General features: G+C 63.0%; 18 protein-coding genes and 1 tRNA gene. 9 read left to right on the top strand and 10 right to left on the bottom strand.

From position 1 onward, the window contains the following. The first annotated feature begins 204 nt into the window (after window positions 1-204). Both ACO07C_RS20995 and ACO07C_RS20990 read left to right on the top strand, forming a co-directional pair. Window positions 205-1,503, top strand: coding sequence for a L,D-transpeptidase family protein (locus ACO07C_RS20995; protein ID WP_421916071.1), 1,299 nt, complete (start codon window positions 205-207; stop codon window positions 1,501-1,503). Window positions 1,504-1,514: 11 nt separating this feature from the next. Continuing rightward, window positions 1,515-1,754, top strand: a complete 240-nt coding sequence (locus ACO07C_RS20990; protein WP_421916070.1) for a sulfurtransferase TusA family protein — start codon at window positions 1,515-1,517, stop codon at window positions 1,752-1,754. A gap of 3 nt (window positions 1,755-1,757) precedes the next feature. Here ACO07C_RS20990 and ACO07C_RS20985 read toward each other — a convergent pair whose 3' ends face one another. Both ACO07C_RS20985 and ACO07C_RS20980 read right to left on the bottom strand, forming a co-directional pair. Next, window positions 1,758-2,858: a CobW family GTP-binding protein gene (locus ACO07C_RS20985; RefSeq protein ID WP_421916069.1), complete on the bottom strand. Its 1,101-nt coding sequence runs from the start codon at window positions 2,856-2,858 to the stop codon at window positions 1,758-1,760. 19 nt (window positions 2,859-2,877) lie between these two features. After that, window positions 2,878-4,041, bottom strand: a complete 1,164-nt coding sequence (locus ACO07C_RS20980; protein WP_421916068.1) for a D-alanyl-D-alanine carboxypeptidase family protein — start codon at window positions 4,039-4,041, stop codon at window positions 2,878-2,880. A gap of 208 nt (window positions 4,042-4,249) precedes the next feature. Here ACO07C_RS20980 and ACO07C_RS20975 point away from each other — a divergent pair, with 208 nt between their 5' ends. Together ACO07C_RS20975 and ACO07C_RS20970 are read left to right on the top strand one after the other, a co-directional pair. Next, window positions 4,250-5,413, top strand: a complete 1,164-nt coding sequence (locus ACO07C_RS20975) for a M20 aminoacylase family protein (RefSeq protein WP_421916067.1) — start codon at window positions 4,250-4,252, stop codon at window positions 5,411-5,413. Window positions 5,414-5,496: 83 nt separating this feature from the next. After that, window positions 5,497-5,573 (top strand) — tRNA-Arg (locus ACO07C_RS20970). 53 nt (window positions 5,574-5,626) lie between these two features. On the opposite strand, the gene ACO07C_RS20965 is transcribed toward ACO07C_RS20970, so the two are convergent. The 4 genes from ACO07C_RS20965 to ACO07C_RS20950 form a co-directional block, all read right to left on the bottom strand. Beyond that, window positions 5,627-6,466: an MBL fold metallo-hydrolase gene (locus ACO07C_RS20965; protein WP_421916066.1), complete on the bottom strand. Its 840-nt coding sequence runs from the start codon at window positions 6,464-6,466 to the stop codon at window positions 5,627-5,629. A 393-nt stretch (window positions 6,467-6,859) separates the two neighbouring features. After that, window positions 6,860-7,393, bottom strand: coding sequence for a response regulator transcription factor (locus ACO07C_RS20960; protein WP_421916064.1), 534 nt, complete (start codon window positions 7,391-7,393; stop codon window positions 6,860-6,862). Next, window positions 7,383-8,663 carry an ATP-binding protein gene (locus ACO07C_RS20955; RefSeq protein WP_421916063.1) on the bottom strand — a complete coding sequence of 427 codons (1,281 nt, stop codon included), beginning with the start codon at window positions 8,661-8,663 and terminating at the stop codon, window positions 7,383-7,385. Before ACO07C_RS20955 ends, ACO07C_RS20960 begins: the two co-directional genes overlap by 11 nt. Window positions 8,664-8,701: 38 nt before the next feature. Then, complete coding sequence (locus tag ACO07C_RS20950; RefSeq protein ID WP_421916062.1) at window positions 8,702-10,015, bottom strand: MFS transporter; 1,314 nt, start codon at window positions 10,013-10,015, stop codon at window positions 8,702-8,704. A gap of 181 nt (window positions 10,016-10,196) precedes the next feature. On the opposite strand from ACO07C_RS20950, the gene cyoA reads away from it, so the two are divergent. The 5 genes from cyoA to ACO07C_RS20925 all read left to right on the top strand — a co-directional run bounded on the left by cyoA (window position 10,197) and on the right by ACO07C_RS20925 (window position 15,229). Next, window positions 10,197-11,366 (top strand): ubiquinol oxidase subunit II, encoded by a 1,170-nt coding sequence (gene cyoA / locus ACO07C_RS20945; protein ID WP_421916061.1) that lies wholly within the window; start codon window positions 10,197-10,199, stop codon window positions 11,364-11,366. 15 nt (window positions 11,367-11,381) lie between these two features. Then, window positions 11,382-13,394 carry a cytochrome o ubiquinol oxidase subunit I gene (gene cyoB / locus ACO07C_RS20940; RefSeq protein ID WP_421916060.1) on the top strand — a complete coding sequence of 671 codons (2,013 nt, stop codon included), beginning with the start codon at window positions 11,382-11,384 and terminating at the stop codon, window positions 13,392-13,394. A 5-nt stretch (window positions 13,395-13,399) separates the two neighbouring features. Next, complete coding sequence (gene cyoC / locus ACO07C_RS20935) at window positions 13,400-14,026, top strand: cytochrome o ubiquinol oxidase subunit III (RefSeq protein ID WP_421916058.1); 627 nt, start codon at window positions 13,400-13,402, stop codon at window positions 14,024-14,026. Beyond that, the gene (gene cyoD, locus ACO07C_RS20930) at window positions 14,023-14,403 is read left to right on the top strand and encodes a cytochrome o ubiquinol oxidase subunit IV (RefSeq protein WP_421916057.1); all 381 of its coding nucleotides are present in this window, start codon (window positions 14,023-14,025) and stop codon (window positions 14,401-14,403) included. The genes cyoC and cyoD overlap by 4 nt, the downstream gene beginning before the upstream one ends. Before the next feature lie 91 nt (window positions 14,404-14,494). Continuing rightward, window positions 14,495-15,229, top strand: a complete 735-nt coding sequence (locus tag ACO07C_RS20925; protein ID WP_421916056.1) for an SURF1 family protein — start codon at window positions 14,495-14,497, stop codon at window positions 15,227-15,229. Here ACO07C_RS20925 and pldH read toward each other — a convergent pair. The 4 genes from pldH to ACO07C_RS20905 are packed head-to-tail and all read right to left on the bottom strand — an operon-like array spanning window position 15,226 to window position 19,005. Next, window positions 15,226-15,972, bottom strand: coding sequence for a pyridoxal 4-dehydrogenase, SDR-type (gene pldH / locus ACO07C_RS20920; protein ID WP_421916055.1), 747 nt, complete (start codon window positions 15,970-15,972; stop codon window positions 15,226-15,228). The genes ACO07C_RS20925 and pldH overlap by 4 nt on opposite strands. A 38-nt stretch (window positions 15,973-16,010) precedes the next feature. Further along, on the bottom strand, window positions 16,011-17,189 hold the full coding sequence (gene ppaT, locus ACO07C_RS20915; protein WP_421916054.1) for a pyridoxamine--pyruvate transaminase: 1,179 nt from the start codon (window positions 17,187-17,189) through the stop codon (window positions 16,011-16,013). 26 nt (window positions 17,190-17,215) lie between these two features. Beyond that, window positions 17,216-18,022, bottom strand: coding sequence for a 4-pyridoxolactonase (gene pldA / locus ACO07C_RS20910; RefSeq protein WP_421916053.1), 807 nt, complete (start codon window positions 18,020-18,022; stop codon window positions 17,216-17,218). Between the two features lie 47 nt (window positions 18,023-18,069). Continuing rightward, window positions 18,070-19,005 (bottom strand): putative B6 ABC transporter permease subunit 1, encoded by a 936-nt coding sequence (locus tag ACO07C_RS20905; RefSeq protein ID WP_421916052.1) that lies wholly within the window; start codon window positions 19,003-19,005, stop codon window positions 18,070-18,072. Window position 19,006 lies beyond the last annotated feature (1 nt).

Raw genomic sequence — 19,006 nt, 5'->3', positions numbered from 1 at the left:
ACAGGCTCCGCCGCAATGTGGCGGCGTGGCGCGATTCCGCCACAAAAATGCCGCCCCATTCGGCTCAATGGGTTTAGCGTCAGGGACAGGGTGGCGCTTGCGGTAAGGATTTTTCAAGGTTAACGAGCTTAGGGTCGTTAACCTTCAGTGAAGCAGCCGCGGTCTCAAAGCCATGGCGCCAGACAAGAGACGATACCGATATCCATGCTCGCCAAGCTTGCCCGCACCGGAATCCTGATCGCCGCGCTCGGCGTCGCCGGCTGCAACGATTCCTCGATGAAGGATTTCGCCCCCGAGGCCAACAAGCCGTTGCCGGACAAGATTCTGGCCGACATGAAGGCCAAGGGAATGGTCCGCACCTCTTCGGTGATGGCGCGCATCTTCAAGGAAGAGGGCAAGCTCGAGATATGGAAGGCCAAGACCAACGGCCGCTACGACATGGTCGCCAGCTACGACATCTGCAAATGGTCGGGCAAGCTCGGGCCGAAATACACCGAAGGTGACCGCCAGGCGCCCGAGGGCTTCTACACGGTGCGGCCGTCGCAGATGAATCCGCGTTCGAACTACCATCTGTCGTTCAACATCGGCTTCCCCAACGACTACGACCGCGCCAACGGGCGCACTGGCCAGAACCTCATGGTGCACGGCGCATGCTCGTCATCGGGCTGCTATTCGATGACCGACGCGCAGATCGAACAGATCTACGCTTTCGGCCGCGACGCTTTCCAGGGCGGGCAGACCGAGTTCCAGGTCCAGGCTTTTCCGTTCCGCATGACCGCCGCCAACATGGCGCGCTATCGCAACGATCCGAATTACGAATTCTGGAAGATGCTGAAGGTCGGCTACGACAATTTCGAGGTCACCAAGGTGCCGCCGAAGGTCGATGTCTGCGAGAAGAAATACGTCTTCAACCAGGTCGCCGCCGATGGCCAGACCTTCAACCCGACCGGCACATGCCCGGCAATGACGCAGCCCGATTCCCTGAAGTCGGCCTTCGCCAGCTATGAGAAGAGCTATGACGTGGCGTTCAACGCCGCCGTCAAGTCCAGCACGCCCGCCCCCAAGCCGACGATCGCCGGCATCAAGGAAGCGGCCATCGTGTCGGACTGGAGCAAGCGCCGGGCGCGCGGCGAGCGCGTGCCGATCGAACCGCCATCCCTCAATCCTGACGGATCGGTGAGCGAGACAGCGCGCATGGGCCGCATCGATTCGCCGGCCGGCCGCAAGATGGCGGCACTCGACGCGGAGAAGGCCGCCAAGAAGAAGGCCGAGGAGCAGAGGCTCGCGGCAATAGAGGCGGCCAAGGCCGCCAAGGAAGCCGCCAAGGCACAAGCCCTTGCCGAGAAGGAAGCGGCCAAGGCGGCCAAGGAAGCACCGGTCGCTACCGCCACCATCGCTGCGCCATCGGATGGCGCGCCAGTGGCTGAGACGCAGGCGGCGAGTGCCGACGAGAGCCGGGTGACGAAGCTGAAGAACAAGCTGCTCGGCATGTTCGGCGGCTGAAGGCTATCGCGTTGGCAGCGGATGGCATCTACGACCTCAAGGGGCTGAACTGCCCCTTGCCCGTGCTCAAGGCAAAGAAGCGCCTTGCCGGCATGCGACCGGGCAGCCGGCTTTGGCTCGAGACCACCGACCCGCTCGCGGTTATCGATATTCCCGCCTTCTGTGCGGACAGCGGCCATCAATTGATCGAAACGGCATCGGTATCGGGCGGACACCGTTTTCTGGTCGAGCGCGGCGACCGGCAATCGTAGAGTTCAACGCCCGGCAATCGCCAGCGGATTGCTTTCCAGCGCCGCGCGGTCGGGTGTGTCGATCGACGGCCGGTTGGTGAAGGCGGCAAACAGCCGCCGCACATAGTCTTCAGGCATGTCGAGCGTGATCAGCACCAGCCTTGTGCCACGTTGGCCGTCCGGCCAGGATGGCAGCCGTGCCGGCGGATGCAGGATCTTCTGCACGCCATGCACCACCAGCGGCCGCGACGGGTCTTCGCGCAGCTCGATGATGCCCTTCATGCGCAGCAGGCGCTCGCCATGCGCCGAGCGCAGCAGGTCGAGGAACATTTCAATGGCCGAAAACGGCACTGGTCCGTCATGCACAAGCGAATAGGAGCGCACCCTGGAATCGTGCCGGTGTGCATCATGATCGTGATCGCCGGCATGGTGCTGGTGATGATCGTGAGCCGCTTCCTCGCCCAGCCAGCGCCGAACATCGGCGGATTTGGTCGCCGGATTGTAGAGGCCGCAATCGAATAGCGCCGCCACGCCTGTTTTCGTATCGCCTGCATCGAGCACCTCGGCGCCCGGATTGAGCTGCCGCAACCTGACACTCAAGGTCTCGACATCCGCGGGATCATCCACCAGGTCGGCTTTCGTCAGCACGATGCGGTCGGCAACCGCAACCTGCTTCACCGCCTCGACATGGGTGTCGAGCGTTGCATTGCCGTTGACGGCGTCGACCAGCGTGATGACCCCGTCGAGCCGGAAGGCCTGCACAAGCGCCGGATGCGCCATGATCGACTGGAGCACCGGCGCCGGGTCCGCCAGCCCCGTGGTTTCGACGACGACGCGGGCGAGACGGGCGATGCGCCCGGTCTGCAGGCGATCGACGAGATCGGCCAGCGTGTCGACCAGTTCGCCACGCACCGTGCAGCAGAGACAGCCGTCCGAAAGCTGGATGATGCCGTCGGAAGCCTGCTCGACCAGCAGATGGTCGATCGCCACCTCGCCGAACTCGTTGATGATGACCGCCGTATCGGCCAGCGCCGGGTCCTTGAGCAGGCGATTGAGCAGCGTCGTCTTGCCCGCGCCGAGAAAGCCGGTCAGCACCGAGACAGGTATCGGAAAGACAGTGTTCATCGGCATTTGTCGCGCCGTTTCAATTCTTGGCCGGCTGGTCGCCCTGCACCGCGACGGCGCCCGAGACGATCGGATCGGCACCGGCCGGTGCCGGCCTGTCGGGCCGCCAGCTTGGAAGCGGCACATCGGCGTATTCCTGGCTGGATTGGGCAAGCAGCGCCTTCGGCGCCGGGCCGGTCGCGCCGCCGAGACCGACGGCGACCAGCGTCGGCGCATGGTCGAGTTTTTGCTGGTACACCGACTTCGGCGCATCCTTCTTGGCGACCGGCGGCGGTGCTTCCGACTGCTCTTCCGCGGTCTTCTTCTTGCAGATCTCATCCTGCATGTCGTTGACCGCGAGCGTGTCGCCGTAAGGCGCCAGCGTGGCGATGGTGGCCGAACCGGCGGTCGGTGTTGCAAAGCCCTCGTCGAGCAGTCTGGCGGCGGCCTCCGCCCGGCTGACGGCGGATTTTTCTCCGAGCACGACGGCGACCAGCGTGCGCCCGTTGCGCGTAGCCGACCCGATCATGTTGAAACCCGAAGAGCAGACGAAGCCTGTCTTCATGCCGTCGGCGCCCGGATAGCGACCCACCAGCAAGTTGTAGTTCGGGATCGCCTTCTTGCCGACGGCGAGACCCTCGATCGAGAACCACGGCGCATATTGCGGGAAATCACGGCGCAGGGCGATCACGAGAACCGCGAGATCGCGCGCCGTCGTGTACTGGTCCGGTGAAAACAGGCCGTTCGGGTTGACGAAATGCGTGCCTGTCATGCCGAGCCGCTGCGCCTCGGCATTCATGCGATCGGCGAAGGCCGACTGCGAACCGCCGACATTCTCGCCCACGGCCATGGCAATGTCGTTGGCCGATTTGACCAGCATCATCTTCAGCGCATTGTCGAGCCGCATGACCGAACCCGGCTTGAACCCCATCTTGCTCGGGGGTTCGGCGGCGGAGTGCTTTGTCACCTTGATCGGCGAATCAAGCTGGACCTCACCGGCAGCGATGGCGCGAAACGTTACATAGGCCGTCATCAACTTGCTAAGCGACGCCGGATACCAGCGCTCGAAGGCATCCTGGTGCTGGATGATCTTGCCGCTGTTCAAGTCGAACAGGATAACCGGATTGGCCTGCGCCGACCCGACAAGTGCCGTCAGCGCGACTGCGCCAGCGAACAATGGTTTGAGGAAATGCCTGTGCCACATGGTGAAATCCGAAATCGCCTCTTGCCGTAGTCGCCCCTGGCTCCGTAAGATTTCGTTACCGGATGGCCAGCATAGTGGATCCACCCTCTCGGAATCCGTTGTTGCGGTGCTATTTACCCTATGTGACGTCAACATGGCAAAGTGCCTGCCGATCACGATTACAAAGTGGCAGCCGGAAACCGGCCTGCTCCAACAGTGAGATTGAACAATGCCAATCCTGAACCGCGCCGCTGAAATGCAGGACGAAGTTGCCGGCTGGCGCCGCCATATTCACCAGACGCCGGAACTGAACTTCGATGTTTTCAAGACCGCGGCCTTTGTCACCGAGAAGCTGAAGGAATTCGGCTGCGATGACGTGGTGACCGGACTTGGCAAGACCGGCGTCGTCGGCGTCATCCACGGCCGCCGGGGCAAGGGTGCGACCATTGGCCTGCGTGCCGACATGGACGCGCTGCCGCTCAGCGAAATCACCGGGAAACCCTATGCCTCGACCATCCCGGGCAAGATGCATGCGTGCGGCCATGACGGCCACACAGCGATGCTGCTGGGCGCCGCGAAATATCTGGCCGAGACGCGCAATTTCGCCGGCTCGGTCGCGGTGATCTTCCAGCCGGCCGAAGAGGGCGGCGGCGGCGGCAATGAAATGGTCAAGGACGGCATGATGGAGCGCTTCGGCATCGGCAAGGTGTTCGGCATGCACAACATGCCGGGCCTCCCGGTCGGCCAGTTCGCCATTCGTCCAGGCCCGATCATGGCGGCGACCGCCGAATTCACCATCACCGTCAATGGCCGGGGTGGTCACGCGGCCATGCCGCACGGCACGATCGACCCGATCGTCATCACCAGCCAGTTGGTAGGCGCGCTGCAGACCATTGCCTCGCGCAGCACGGATCCGGTCGAGGCCGTGGTGGTGTCGGTGACGAAATTCCATGCCGGCGATGCCTACAACATCATTCCCGAATCGGCCGAGATTGCCGGAACCGTGCGCACCTTGAAGAAGGAAATCGCCAAGAAGGCGGAAGAGCGCATCCGCGCCATCTGCGCCGGCCTCGGCTCCGCGTTCGGTGCGAAGGTCGAAGTCGATTTCCAGTCGAACTACCCTGTAACCTTCAACCACGCGGACGAGACGGTCTTTGCAGGTGATGTCGCTGCCGTCGTCGCCGGCGACAGCCATGTCCACCGCGCCATCCAGCCTGTCATGGGCGGCGAGGATTTCTCCTACATGCTGGAAGCCCGGCCGGGCGCCTTCATCTTTATCGGCAATGGCGACACGGCCGGCCTTCACAACCCGGCCTACGATTTCAACGACGAGACCATTCCGCACGGCATGAGCTACTGGGTAAAGCTGGCGGAGACAGCGCTGGCCGCTTGATGCTGGCGGCCAAAGAGCTGGCCGAATTGCGTTCGGCCGGCTCTTGGCGAAACGATCCGAAGCGGCTATGTGTCGGGCCGCGTGGTCCCGTAGCTCAGTAGGATAGAGCGGCAGATTCCTAATCTGTAGGTCACAGGTTCGATTCCTGTCGGGATCACCACGCTCACAATGACAGCCGCTGTGCCGCAACAGTCACGGTACAGAACCGAAGCCCTACCGAGGTTTGTCGCTCGGCGTCCATTTGAAGTGATCGCCATCTTTCTCGATGTAGCCGATGCCCGGGAACGGGAAGTGTGGCGCGAAGATCAACTCATGGTCCTTCGCCAGCACGGCTAGTGTCTTTGCCCTGTTCTGCTCGGCCTCCGGCTTGTCGCCGTCGAAGGCCAAGGCCCAATCCGGCTTGGCAAGCGAAATGATTGAACTGTGCGCCGTATCGCCAATATCGAAAAGACGTTCTTTCCCGGATTCGATCTGATAGCCGACATGGCCGGGTGTATGACCCTTGAGCGCTACCGAGATGATGCCGGGTGCAACCTGGGCGCCGGCCTTGAACGGCTTCACGTGGTCGGCGATCACCTTGACGATATCAGCCACGCCGGTGTTGGACTTGGCAAAATCCCATTCGGCGTCCGACATCCGTATCGTGGCATTGGGGAAAGCCAGTTTGCCATCCTTGACCAGCCCGCCGATGTGATCGGGGTGAGAATGGGTAATCAAGACCTCGTTGACGTCAGCGGGTTTGACGCCAGCTTTCCCCAGACTGTCCTGGAGCGCTCCACCGGTTCCTGTATCAATCAGGATAACACGGTCCTTGGACTTCACGAGTAGGGCGTCGACGCTCAAGGTGATGACATCGGTGGGAGCACCCGCAGCCTTGAGCACATCACTGACTTCCGCGGGACTATGATCGAGCCCGAATGTCTTGCCGTCGTTGGGTTTGACGAACTGGGCATCGTGCAGGGCGATAATGTCGAGCTTGCCAAGCTTGAACGACTTGGCATCCGGCTGCTGCGCCGGCATCTGCGCCATCGCAAGGCCTTGATGGGCTAACATCAAAGCTGTCACGGTCGTCAGCCTTGCCGCGGAACTGAGCCTTGTCATACGAACTTCCCTTGACTTGAGTGCCCTCGCTGCGACAGACGGTTGGCCCGCTCTCATCGCAAGTTCACCAGCGGATATAGGCGCCCACGACGTTCCGGCAACAGTATTGTCGGCAGCTCGCTCATCTCGTCATGCGATTTGGCTTGGCCCCGCCCTTGGCACGGGCCTCCGGCGGATCAATCCGTGTCCTGAACCTGGACCATTTCTTGGGGGTCCGGATCGACCAGCACCGGTCTCGCTCGTCCGTGACTTCTCGAAGCTCTACCCTGTCTTCAGGTCTTGCGCCGACGTGTCCGCCATCAGACAGAAACTTGATCGGATCAGGTGACTGGTTCGGGGTCGCGCTTACTTCACGCGCCTCTTTTCGAGTTTCCGCGCCAGCGTTCGCCGATGCATGCCCAGCCGCCGCGCCGTCTCCGAGATGTTGAAGTCGGTATCGACCAGCGTTTCGTGGATACGCTCCCATTCGAGGTTCTTGATCGACGTCGGCCGTTCCGTGAGCGGCACGGACGCATCGCCCTCGACCTGACCGAAAGCAGCCTCGATGTCGTCGGTGTTAGCGGGCTTGGCGAGATACTGGCAGGCGCCGAGCTTGATCGCTTCGACCGCCGTGGCGATGCTTGCAAAGCCCGTCAGCACGACGATACGCATTTCAGGGTCATGCTCGTGCAGAGCCTTGACGCATTCGAGGCCCGAGCCGCCGGCGATTTTGAGATCCACCACCGCATATCGGAACGCAACCGTACCGATCAGCCCCAGCACCCCATCGACGCTCCGGCAGGTATGCGTATCGTAGTCGCGCCGTTCGAAAGACCGGCGCAGCGCATTTGCGAAGGCGACGTCGTCCTCCACGATCAAGAGCGAGCGTTTAGTCGGCATTGTGCCCTCCTGGAGACAGCGCAGCCAGCGGCAGATGCAACGTGACCGAAGCTCCCCCCTCGGATCTGTTTCTTACGGTGACGGTACCCCCAAGCTTGCGGATGACGTTGACGACAAGGAACAGGCCAAGCCCGCTGCCGGGCCGGTTCTTGGTGGAACTGTAGGGCTTGCCGAATTCGGCAAGCATGGCCTCATCGAACCCCGGTCCCGTGTCGACGGCTTCGATGATGAGATCGTCGGCGCGGCGGCTGACGATCAACCCGACCCATTGAGGCGACGCTTCGAGCGCATTGTCCAGCACATTGAACATCACCTGCTTGAGCGCGGGGTCGGAGACGATCTCCTGGTTGGTGCCGAAACGTTTGGTATAGTCGAAACCCTGCGGCAGCCGGGTCGACTTCCATTCGGTCACCAGTTCCGACAGGAAGGCGTCGACCGAGGTCCGGACAGTCCCCTCGCCGCGCAGTTCACCCGACGACATCAGGATGCCCGAGACGATCTTCTTGCAGCGATCCAGCTGGCCCTGCATTTCACGGATTTCCTGCGCCAGATCCGGGTCCGCCTTCAGGGCCGGCATGCGCTGCCAGTCGTTGAGGATGACCGAAAGCGTGGCCAGCGGCGTGCCAAGCTCATGCGCGGCGCCCGAGGCGAGCAGGCCCATCCTGACGATATGATCCTCTTCCGCCGATTGCTGACGCAGGTCGGCCAAATGCGCGTCACGGGTGCGAATGTTGTGCTGGACCCTGGTGATGAACAGCACCAGAAGCGTGGCCGCGAGCACAAAGCATATGAACATGCCCTGGATGTGCAGGCTGAACAGCCCCGCGTCATGCGTATGCGGCAGGTTGATCTCGCGGTAGAAGGTTGTCAGAGCGATGAAACAAGCGCTGGCAATCAGGACCAGCGCCCAGACCGACCAGGTTTCCAGCAGCACCGCGCCCAGGATGACCTGGAGCAGATATAGCGAAATAAAGGGGTTGGACGCGCCGCCGCTTAGATAAAGCTGCACTGTCAAGGCGGCGACATCGAGCAGCAGGCCGAGGAACAATTCGGTGTTGGTGATCGCATCCTGGCTGGCGTGCCGGCGCAGGCTGGCGATGTTGAGCGCGATCAGCAGCAGGATCACCACGGCCATCGGCAACAGCGGCAGGCCGATGCCAAGCGCATAGCGGACAAACAGGATCGTCACGATCTGCCCGCCGACCGCGATCCAGCGCAGCTGGATCAGAAGCAGGAAATTCTGCTTGTTGGTCTTGTCGTGCAGGGTCATGCCCCCGGCAGGTCCCCGGCCCTGGCTGAGCATGTCACTCAGGCGGTCGTGCGATCCAGGCGCTGGCTGAGCCTGAGCGCCAGAAGTGTGCAGGCCGCCCCCGACAACAGATAGGCGCCTGACGAGATCAGCCCGAAATGGGCCGACAGGAACAGAGCGACGATGGGCGCGAAGCCGGCGCCGAACAGCCAGGCGAGATCCGACGTCAGCGCGGCGCCCGTATAGCGATAGGTCCTGGAGAAGTTCGAGGCGAGCGCCCCGGAAGACTGACCGAACGACAGGCCGAGCAGGACGAAGCCCAGCACCATGAAGATGGACTCGCCAACGAAACCGCCGTCGAGCAGCTGTGGCGCGAAGCCGCTGAACGCGGCAATGGCCACGGCCGAACCGCCCAGCAGCGGCCAGCGCCCGACGCGATCGGCGACAAAACCCGAGACGGCGATTGCCGCAAGGCCGAAGAAAGCCCCGATCGTCTCGATGACAAGGAACCGTGCCGGTCCTTCACGGGTAAACAGGAAGATCCAGGACAACGGAAACACCGTGACCATGTGGAACAGGGCAAAGCTTGCCAGCGGTGCGAAGGCGCCAAGCACGACAGTGCGCCCTTCCGCGCGCAATGTGTCGCTCACCGAGGTCGGCTCGAGTTCCTGGCCTTCGAACAGCTTTGTGTATTCCGGCGCCATGACGATGCGCAGACGCGCGAACAGGGCCACGACATTGATGGCGAAGGCGACGAAGAACGGGTAGCGCCAGCCCCAGCTGAAGAAGTCTTCCGCCGAGAGATTGCCGACGAAGTAGGCAAACAGGGAACTGGCGACGATCAGTCCCAGCGGTGCGCCGAGCTGCGGGATCATCGCATACCAGCCACGGCGGTTTTCCGGCGCATTCAGCGCCAGCAGCGAGGCAAGGCCGTCCCACGTTCCGCCCAGCGCCAGTCCCTGGCCGATGCGGAACATGGCCAGCAGCCAGGCCGATGCCGAGCCGATGCTCTCATAACCCGGCACGAAGGCGATCGCCACGGTCGAGGTCCCCAGCAGGAACAGGGCGATGGTGAGCCTGGCGCTGCGGCCAAAGGCGCGATCGACCGTAATGAAGATGGTTGTGCCGATCGGCCGAGCGATGAAGGCGAGCGCGAAGATGCCGAACGAATACAGCGTCCCCGTCAACGGATCGGCATAGGGGAATACGAGTTTGGGAAAAACGATGACGGAAGCGATCGCGTAGACGAAGAAGTCGAAGAACTCCGATGTCCGTCCGATGATGACGCCGACCGCGATCTCGCCCGGCTTCACCTGGTGATGACGCGCGTTTATCCGTCTTGCGTCGGCTTCGATCTTCGAAGTTGGACTCACAGCATTCTCCGTTGCCCGGGAGATACGACTCCCACCGCATTCGCATGTGATCGCTTGCCATGTGCGCGGGCTAGGTGCTTTGATGGCTTTTGCCGCGTCATTGCGGCATTGGACAAATTGTCCAATGCCTTCATTGCTGCAGTGCAGCTAGCACTCGGGGGAACAACCGACAGGTCATAAATTGAGCCGTCTCCGTACCCTTTTCCTGCTGCCCCTGCTGGCATCGCTCGGCTCCTGCAGCATGGTCGTCATGAACCCCGCCGGCGATGTGGCCGCGCAGCAGCGCGACCTTTTGGTGGTGTCCACGGCACTGATGCTGATCGTCATCATACCGGTGATGGCCCTCACCATATTCTTTGCCTGGCGATACCGCCAGTCCAACCGCGAAGCGCGTTACGAGCCGGATTGGGACCATTCGACCCATCTCGAACTCGTCATCTGGGCGGTGCCGCTCTTGATCATCATCTGCCTGGGCGCCGTCACCTGGATGGGCACCCATCTGCTCGACCCATACCGGCCGATCGGCCGCGTCGCCGCCGGCAAGCCGCTGGCGCCCGACGTGCGGCCGTTGGAGGTCGAGGTCGTGGCGCTGGACTGGAAATGGCTGTTCATCTATCCGGAATACGGCGTCGCCCTGGTCAACGAGATGGCGGCACCGGTCGATCGGCCGATCAGCTTCCGCATCACCTCCGCGGCGGTGATGAACTCCTTCTACATTCCGGCGTTGGCGGGCCAGATCTATGCCATGCCGGGCATGGAAACCAAGCTGCACGCGGTCATCAACAAGGCCGGCGACTATGAAGGCTTCTCCGCCAACTACAGTGGCGCCGGCTTCTCGGGCATGCGCTTCGCCTTCCGCGGATTGAACGACGCCGACTTCCAGGCATGGGTCGCCAAGGCGAAGGACGGCGGCGGCAAGCTCGACCGCACCGCCTACCTCCAGCTCGAACAGCCCAGCGAGAACCAGCCGGTGAGCCGCTACGCGGCGGTGGATACCGATCTCTACAAGGCCATCCTCAACATGTGCGTCGAGCCTGGCAAGATGTGCATGAGCGAGATGGCTGAAATCGACGCCAAGGGCGGCCTTGGCCTGGCCGGCATCCACAACACGCTGCCGCTTCTCTACGACAAGTTCGCGCGGCGCGGCACGATATTCGGCCCCGCCCCGTCCTATGTCGCCAGCATATGCACCACCGAGGAGGCGTTGGCCGCCTCGAATGCGGCGCCGTCCGCGTCGCCGATCATATCCACGCCAATCCTCGGCGCCGGCCTGCAAAGGCCTACGCCCCTGTCGATCCGACTGCCGTTCTCCTCTCCAACCGGCACGCTTCGGTCGCCCTTCAACTCCTGAGGCGCCACGCAAGACATGTTCGACGATCCAGCACTGCTCAAGGCTATCTTCGGCCGCCTCACCCTCGAGTCGCTTCCCCTGCATGAGCCCATCGTGGTCGCGACCTTCGGCGTCGTCGCGCTTGGCGGCATCGCCCTTGTCGGCGCGCTGACCTATTTCAAGCTCTGGGGCTATCTTTGGCGCGAGTGGTTCACCAGCGTCGACCACAAGCGCATCGGCGTCATGTACATGGTGCTCGGCATCGTCATGCTGCTGCGTGGCTTCAGCGACGCGATCATGATGCGCCTCCAGCAGGCGATGGCCTTCAATGGCTCGGAGGGCTACCTCAATTCGCATCACTACGACCAGATCTTCACCGCGCATGGCGTGATCATGATCTTCTTCGTGGCGATGCCGCTGGTGACGGGCCTGATGAATTTCGTCGTCCCGCTCCAGATCGGCGCGCGCGACGTCTCGTTTCCTTTCCTCAACAATTTCAGCTTCTGGATGACGGCCGGCGGCGCCGTCATCGTCATGATGTCGCTGTTCGTCGGCGAGTTCGCGCGCACGGGATGGCTCGCCTATCCGCCGCTGTCTGGCATCGGCTACAGCCCCGATGTCGGCGTCGACTACTATATCTGGGCGCTGCAGGTGGCTGGCGTCGGCACGCTGCTGTCGGGCGTGAACCTGGTCTGCACCATCGTCAAGATGCGCGCTCCCGGCATGTCCATGATGAGAATGCCGATCTTCACCTGGACCGCGCTCTGCACCAACGTGCTCATCGTCGCCGCCTTCCCGGTGCTGACGGCGGTGCTGGCGCTGCTGTCACTCGACCGCTATGTCGGCACCAATTTCTTCACGAACGACTTCGGCGGCAATCCGATGATGTACGTGAACCTGATCTGGATCTGGGGTCACCCGGAAGTCTACATCCTGATCCTGCCGGCCTTCGGCATATTCTCCGAAGTCACCTCGGCCTTCTGCGGCAAGCGGCTCTTTGGCTACACGTCGATGGTCTACGCCACCGTCGTCATCACCATCCTGTCCTACCTCGTCTGGCTGCATCACTTCTTCACCATGGGGTCGGGCGCCAGCGTCAACTCGTTCTTCGGCATCACCACGATGATCATCTCGATCCCGACGGGCGCCAAGATGTTCAACTGGCTGTTCACCATGTACCGGGGCAGAATCCGGTTCGAACTGCCCATGATGTGGACAGTGGCCTTCATGCTGACCTTCGTGGTCGGCGGCATGACCGGTGTGATGCTCGCGGTTCCACCAGCCGACTTCGTGCTTCACAACAGCCTGTTCCTGGTCGCGCATTTCCACAACGTCATCATCGGCGGCGTCCTCTTCGGCCTCTTTGCCGGCATCAGCTACTGGTTCCCCAAGGCGTTCGGCTTCCGGCTCGATCCGTTCTGGGGCAAGATGTCCTTCTGGTTCTGGGTGGTCGGCTTCTGGTTCGCCTTCATGCCGCTCTATATCCTCGGCCTGATGGGCGTGACGCGCCGGCTGCGTGTGTTCGACGATCCCTCGCTGCAGATCTGGTTCATCATCGCCGCCTTCGGCGCCTTCCTGATCCTGCTCGGCATCGTGTCGTTCCTGATCCAGATCTTCGTCAGCGTGATGCGTCGCGAGCAGCTTCGTGACGACACCGGCGATCCATGGAACGGGCGCACGCTGGAATGGGCGACGTCTTCGCCGCCGCCGGCCTACAATTTCGCCTTCACGCCGGTCGTCCACGACCTCGATGCCTGGGCGGACATGAAGAGCCGCGGCTACCAGCGTCCCCTGACGGGCTTCCGCGACATCCACATGCCACGCAATACCGGAGCCGGCGTTATCATGGCGGGGTTGAGCGTGGTGCTTGCCGTGGCGCTCATCTGGTACATCTGGTGGCTGGCGATCGTGAGCTTCGTCGCCCTGATCGGCTACACCATCGCGCATACCTTCAACTACGACCGGGACTTCCACATCCCGTCCAGCGACGTCACGCGCGTCGAGGACGAGCGGACACGCCTGCTCGCGGCCAACGCCCAGGCGGGATGAACACCATGGCGCACGCTCACACAGTAACCGACGACACGATCTTCCATCTCGAAGACGACCATGGCCATGCCGAAAGCGGCGGCAGCACCATGCTCGGCTTCTGGATCTACCTGATGAGCGACTGCCTCATCTTCGCGATGCTGTTCGCGGTCTATGGCGTCCTCGGCGGCAATTATGCCGCCGGACCGGCGCCGAAAGACCTTTTCGACCTTCCGCTGGTCGCGCTCAACACGACCATGCTGCTTCTCTCCTCCATCACCTATGGCTTCGCCATGCTGGAGATGGCGAAGGGCCGCGTGGGGTCGATGCAGATCTGGCTGGTGATCACCGGCCTGTTCGGCCTCGCCTTCCTCGGCATCGAACTCTACGAGTTCGCGCATTTCATCCATGAAGGGGCGACGCCGCAGCGCAGCGGATTCCTGTCGTCCTTCTTCGTGCTGGTGGGAACGCATGGGCTGCACGTCACCTTCGGCCTGGTCTGGCTGGTGGTGCTGATGGTGCAGGTTTCCCGGCGTGGGCTGATCGAGGCAAACCAGCGGCGCCTGATGTGCCTCAGCATGTTCTGGCATTTCCTTGACGTCATCTGGATCGGCGTCTTCACCTTTGTCTATCTGATGGGAATGTTGCGATGAGCGCCGGACATCACACGGGCACGAGCGAAAACGGCCATGCGCACCACGGCGTCGATCACGGCTCGCTGAAGGGTTACCTCACGGGCTTCGGCCTGTCGGTTGTCCTGACCGCTATTCCCTTCTGGCTGGTCATGACCAATGCGCTCGGCAACCAGATGGCGTCGGCAATCGCCATCATGGCCTTCGCCGTCGTGCAGATCGTCGTTCACATGGTGTTCTTCCTGCATATGAACACGCGGTCGGAAAGCGGCTGGACCATGATGGCGCTGATCTTCACCCTCATTCTGGTGGTGATCGCGCTGACGGGGTCGCTCTGGGTCATGTACCACCTCAACGCCAACATGATGCCTGGCCACGACATGAGCCAGATACCCTGAGACGGGTACACCGGCTTTGCACGAAGAGGCGCAGACGCGACCATATTCCGACCGGGGCGACGGCCGACAGGCACCGCGTTCGAAATGGGCGTTGCTTGTCGTCAGCCTCTGCGGCGCGATCGGCATCGCCGGCTTTTCGGCGCTCGGGATCTGGCAGTTGGAGCGCCGCGTCTGGAAGCTCGACCTGATCGACCGCGTCGAGCATCGCCTGCTGGCGCCGCCCGTGGCAGCACCAGGGCCGGCGGCCTGGGCGACGGTCAACGCCGCGGATGACGAGTATCGCCGGCTTGTCGTGTCCGGCCGTTTTCTTGCCGACCGGGAGACCCTGGTGCAGGCGGTAAGCGACCTCGGCGGCGGCTTCTGGGTGATGGCGCCGTTCCAGACTGATGGTGGTTTCACCGTGCTGGTAAACAGGGGATTCGTGTCGCCGGACAAGCGTGATCCGGCGAGCCGGGCCGCCAGCAAGCCCTCGGGCGATCACACTGAAATTCACGGCCTGCTGCGCATGAGCGAACCGAAAGGCGGCTTTCTGCGCAACAACGATCCGGCTGGCAACCGCTGGTATTCGCGCGATGTCCAGGCGATTGCGGCCGCGCAAGGGATCGCGCAGGCTGCCCCCTATTTCATCGATGCCGACGCCACGCCCAATCCAGGCGGGTGGCCGGTCGGCGGCCTGACTGTCGTCTCGTTCCACAACAGCCATCTGGTCTATGCGGTGACGTGGTTCGCACTGGCGCTGATGGTGCTCGGCGCCGTTGCCTATCTCTGGCGTCATGACATGCAGGAGAGGCCACGGCGACCGAGTGGCAGCAGCGACCCTCTCTAGTGCCTGACCATCCCGGCATCGACATTCAGCGTCTGGCCGGTGATCCAGCGCGCGTCCTCGCTGGCGAGGAACGACACCACATCGGCGATGTGCTCCGGCTGCCCCTTGCCCTTCATCGCCTGCAGCATCTCGACGAAGCCGAACGCTTCATTGTGCGGGCTGGCCTTGACGCCGTCGCTCTCGATCAGGCCGGGCGTTACCGCGTTCGCAGTGATGTTGTATTTGCCGAGCTCGGTGGCCAGCGCCCGGGTGAAGCCGATGACGCCGCCCTTGGCCGCGACGTAGGCCGCCATGTTGGGCGTGCCGGCGAAGAAGGTGTTGGAGGCGATGCTGATCACCCGCCCCGCCTTGCCGGCGGCGCGCATCTGGTCCGTCGCCGCGCGGCTGACGATGAACGTGCCCGTGAGATTGACGTCGATGATCTTGCGCCAATGGTCGAGGTCGACATCGTCCCAGGCGATGAACGGCACGATGCTGGCATTGTTGACGAGGATGTCGACGCCGCCCGTGAGCGCATGGATCTCGGCGAACAGCGCCTTGACCGACGCCGGATCGGAAATGTCGGCGGTGATCGCCTTGGCCTTGCCGCCGATTGACGCGGCCGCCGCGTTGGCGCCCTCAGCGTTGATGTCGCTGACGATGACGGTCGCGCCGTCGGCCGCCAGCCGCGCCGCGATCGCTTTGCCGATGCCCTGTGCCGCGCCCGTCACCAGCGCTGTCTTCCCCGCAAGCCGTCCAGTCATGAAATGTCTCCCTCAATCCTTGATCTGCTGATGTCTGTTCAGGCGTCGGCGTCGATCACGGCCAGCGCCGCGTCGATGCCTTTGCCGACCGCGAGCTTCTGGCCGGCCGCGTTCAAGGCTCCGCCAAGCGCCGTCAGCGCCGCGATCGCGTAGATCGGCTGCGCCGTCGGGCCCATATGTCCAACGCGCGTCAGCTTGCCCAACGTTTCGCCACGGCCCGACGAGAACACCACGCCATAGCGGGCGCGCGCCGCGATCCGCAGCGCCTTTTCGTCGACGCCGTCGGGCGTGCGCACTGCCGTGGTGCTCGGTGAGGCGATTGCTTCGTTGGCGGCCCAGATCGACAGGCCCATGCCGACGACGCCGGCACGCATGGCCTTTGCCGTCAGCGCATGGCGCGCCCAGACGGCCTCGGGCCCTTCGATGAGATAGAGATCGAGCGCGACATCGAGGCCGTTCACTTCCGCCACCGATGGCGTGAAGGGAAACGGCTTGTCGCGCGACCAGGCATTCTCCCAGTCGACGATGCTCAGCACTGACGCGCGCGGCGCTGCCTTGTTGGCCTTCATCTTGGCCCAGCCGCGTTCGCTGACTCCCATGAGCGTCAGCGCCGGCGGCGCGCCGAGGCACTTGCCGGGGCCGGTCACATAGATGTCGGACTTGCAGTCCTCCGGATGCGTCTTCATGCCGCCGAAGGAGGAAACCGCGTCGACGATCAGGTAGGCGCCATGCGCCGAGACCAGCGCGCCGATGGCGTCGATCGGATTGATCGTGCCCGACGGCGTGTCGTGGTGGCAGACCGACACGATGGTGATTTCGGGATGCGCCTTCAGCATCTCGGCGACGGCCTGCGGATCGATGGCCTCATTGTACGGAACTTCGATTTCCAGGAGGTTCGGTGAATAGCGTTTCGCCCAGTAGCCAAACCCCTTGCCATAGACGCCGGATGCAAGGTTGAGCACGACGTCATCCGGCGTGATCAACGAGGCAGCGGCCGCCTCGAGACCCAGCACCGGCTCGCCATGCAGGATCAGCGGCTTGTTGGACAGCCGCATCGCCTTCTGCGCCTTGTCGACCACTTTCTCGTAGAAGAGCTGGAACGCCGGGTCGTAGTCGTAAAGCACGGTGCGGCTAAGGCCACGCAGCACTTCGGGATAGGCGTTCACCGGGCCGGCGGTCAAGGTGATGACCGGATCGGCGTGATCGGAATAGCGCATGGTTCTTGTCTCCGGATTGGCGGCGGTCAGCCGTAGAATTGCGTGCCGGTCTTGTACGTCTTGAAGTTGTCCATGTCGTGCGAGTACATCAGCTCGGCGCCATGATCTTCGGCCAGCTTCTTCACCTTGCGCATCGAATTAACGCCCGCCACCGGGTCGATATGGAAGGCCGCCTGGCACAGTGTTTCAAGGCTCTTCTGCGTATAGGCGGCGTCGATGGTGAACAGGATCGGCTTGCGCTTGGGGAACTCTACGAGCAGGCTGTAATGGCCGATGGAATGGCCGGGCGTGGAGATCAGCTTGACCCCCTTGGCGAGATCGATGTCGCCCTCGATCCCCTCGAACGTCGAGTTGGCGCGCGTCGTTCCCGCCAGCAATTGCCCAGTCGCGCCACGCGCTTCCGCCGCCTCGGCCGAGAAGCTCAGGTCGGAATAGCCGAGATGCTCGAAGGGTTCGGGGTTGCAGGCCTGCGGCACTTCGGAGCGGTGGCAGATCTTCTTGGCATGCGGAAAATACTTGTTGCCGCCGCAATGGTCGAAATGGAAATGCGAGTTGACGACAACGTCGATATCTTTCGGCTCCAACCCGAGCAGGCCCAGCGCGCCGGGAATGGTCTGGTGCTTCTCCTGGATCGGCTTTTCGAACGGCAGCACCTTCATGACGTGGTCGTAGTCATAGCCGGTGTCGATGAGGAAGCGTCCCTCGGCATGTTCGATCAGGATCGAATAGACGGGAAAGCGCACTTCGCCGCCCGGGCCGCGATTCCAGAATACATGATAGCCGTCGAGAACGAGCGAGCCTCCGTCGAGCAGGTAGACCTTGGTATCCGACATTGTTGCCTCCTTTTTTGGCGCGGGTCCCTTCCGCGCATGAATTGTCGTCAGCGCGCGCCGCGCTCGTATGGAATGCCGAGCGCGGCCGGCAGGCTGGCCCGCCGCCCGAACAGCACGAGCATGATCATCACCGCCAGGAACGGCAGCATCTGGATGACGTCGGTCGGTATGTTGATGCCGGCCACCTGCATGGCGGTCGTCAGCGACAGGCAGACGCCGAACAGAAGGGCGCCGAACAACACCCAGATCGGCCGGCCCCGCGCCAGCATGGCCAGCACGATGCCGAGAAAGCCAGCGCCATTGGTGATGAAGGGAATGAACAGGCCGGCCCCGACATTGGCGAGATAGGCGCCGCCGAGCCCCGCCAGCGCACCCGTCGTCAGCACCGCGACCGTGCGGGTCCTGATGACGTCGATGCCAGCGACGTCGAGCGCGGCCGGCTTGTCGCCGGCGGCCTGCAGATTGAGGCCGAGCTGCGTGCGCCGGTAGAGGTAGCTCATGCCGAACACCAGCGCGACCGCCAGATAGACGATCAGATGGTGCTTGAAGAATGCCGGGCCAATCACCGGAATGTCCGACAGCAGCGGAATGACGGTCGCGTCCGCCGCCGGCAGGCGGGGGTAGCTGCGCGAGAACTGGAAATGGTGAAGCAGCGCCGTCAGCCCTTCGAGGCCGAGCGTCAGCGCGATGCCGATGACGATCTGGTTCAGCCCGATGCGCACACAGAGCAGCGCCATGACCAGCGCCACCGCCATACCGCCGGCGGCGCCCGTGAGGAAGCCCAGCCATAGCGATCCGGAATAGAACGCGCCGACGAAACCGGCATAGGCGCCGGCCAGCATCATGCCTTCGATGCCGATGTTGAGCACGCCGGCCTTTTCCGACATCTGCTCGCCAAGCCCGGCCAGCAGCAACGGGATCGCCGCTGTGACCGCGCCGAACAGCAGCGCGCTGAGAAAGACTTCGCTGAAGAGCCCGGTCATG

The sequence above is a fragment of the Mesorhizobium sp. genome (assembly GCF_965229135.1).
Classification (GTDB): Bacteria; Pseudomonadota; Alphaproteobacteria; order Rhizobiales; family Rhizobiaceae; genus Mesorhizobium.
The sequence above is the reverse complement of the archived record's forward strand: the minus strand, read 5'-3'. Positions and strand labels throughout refer to the sequence as shown.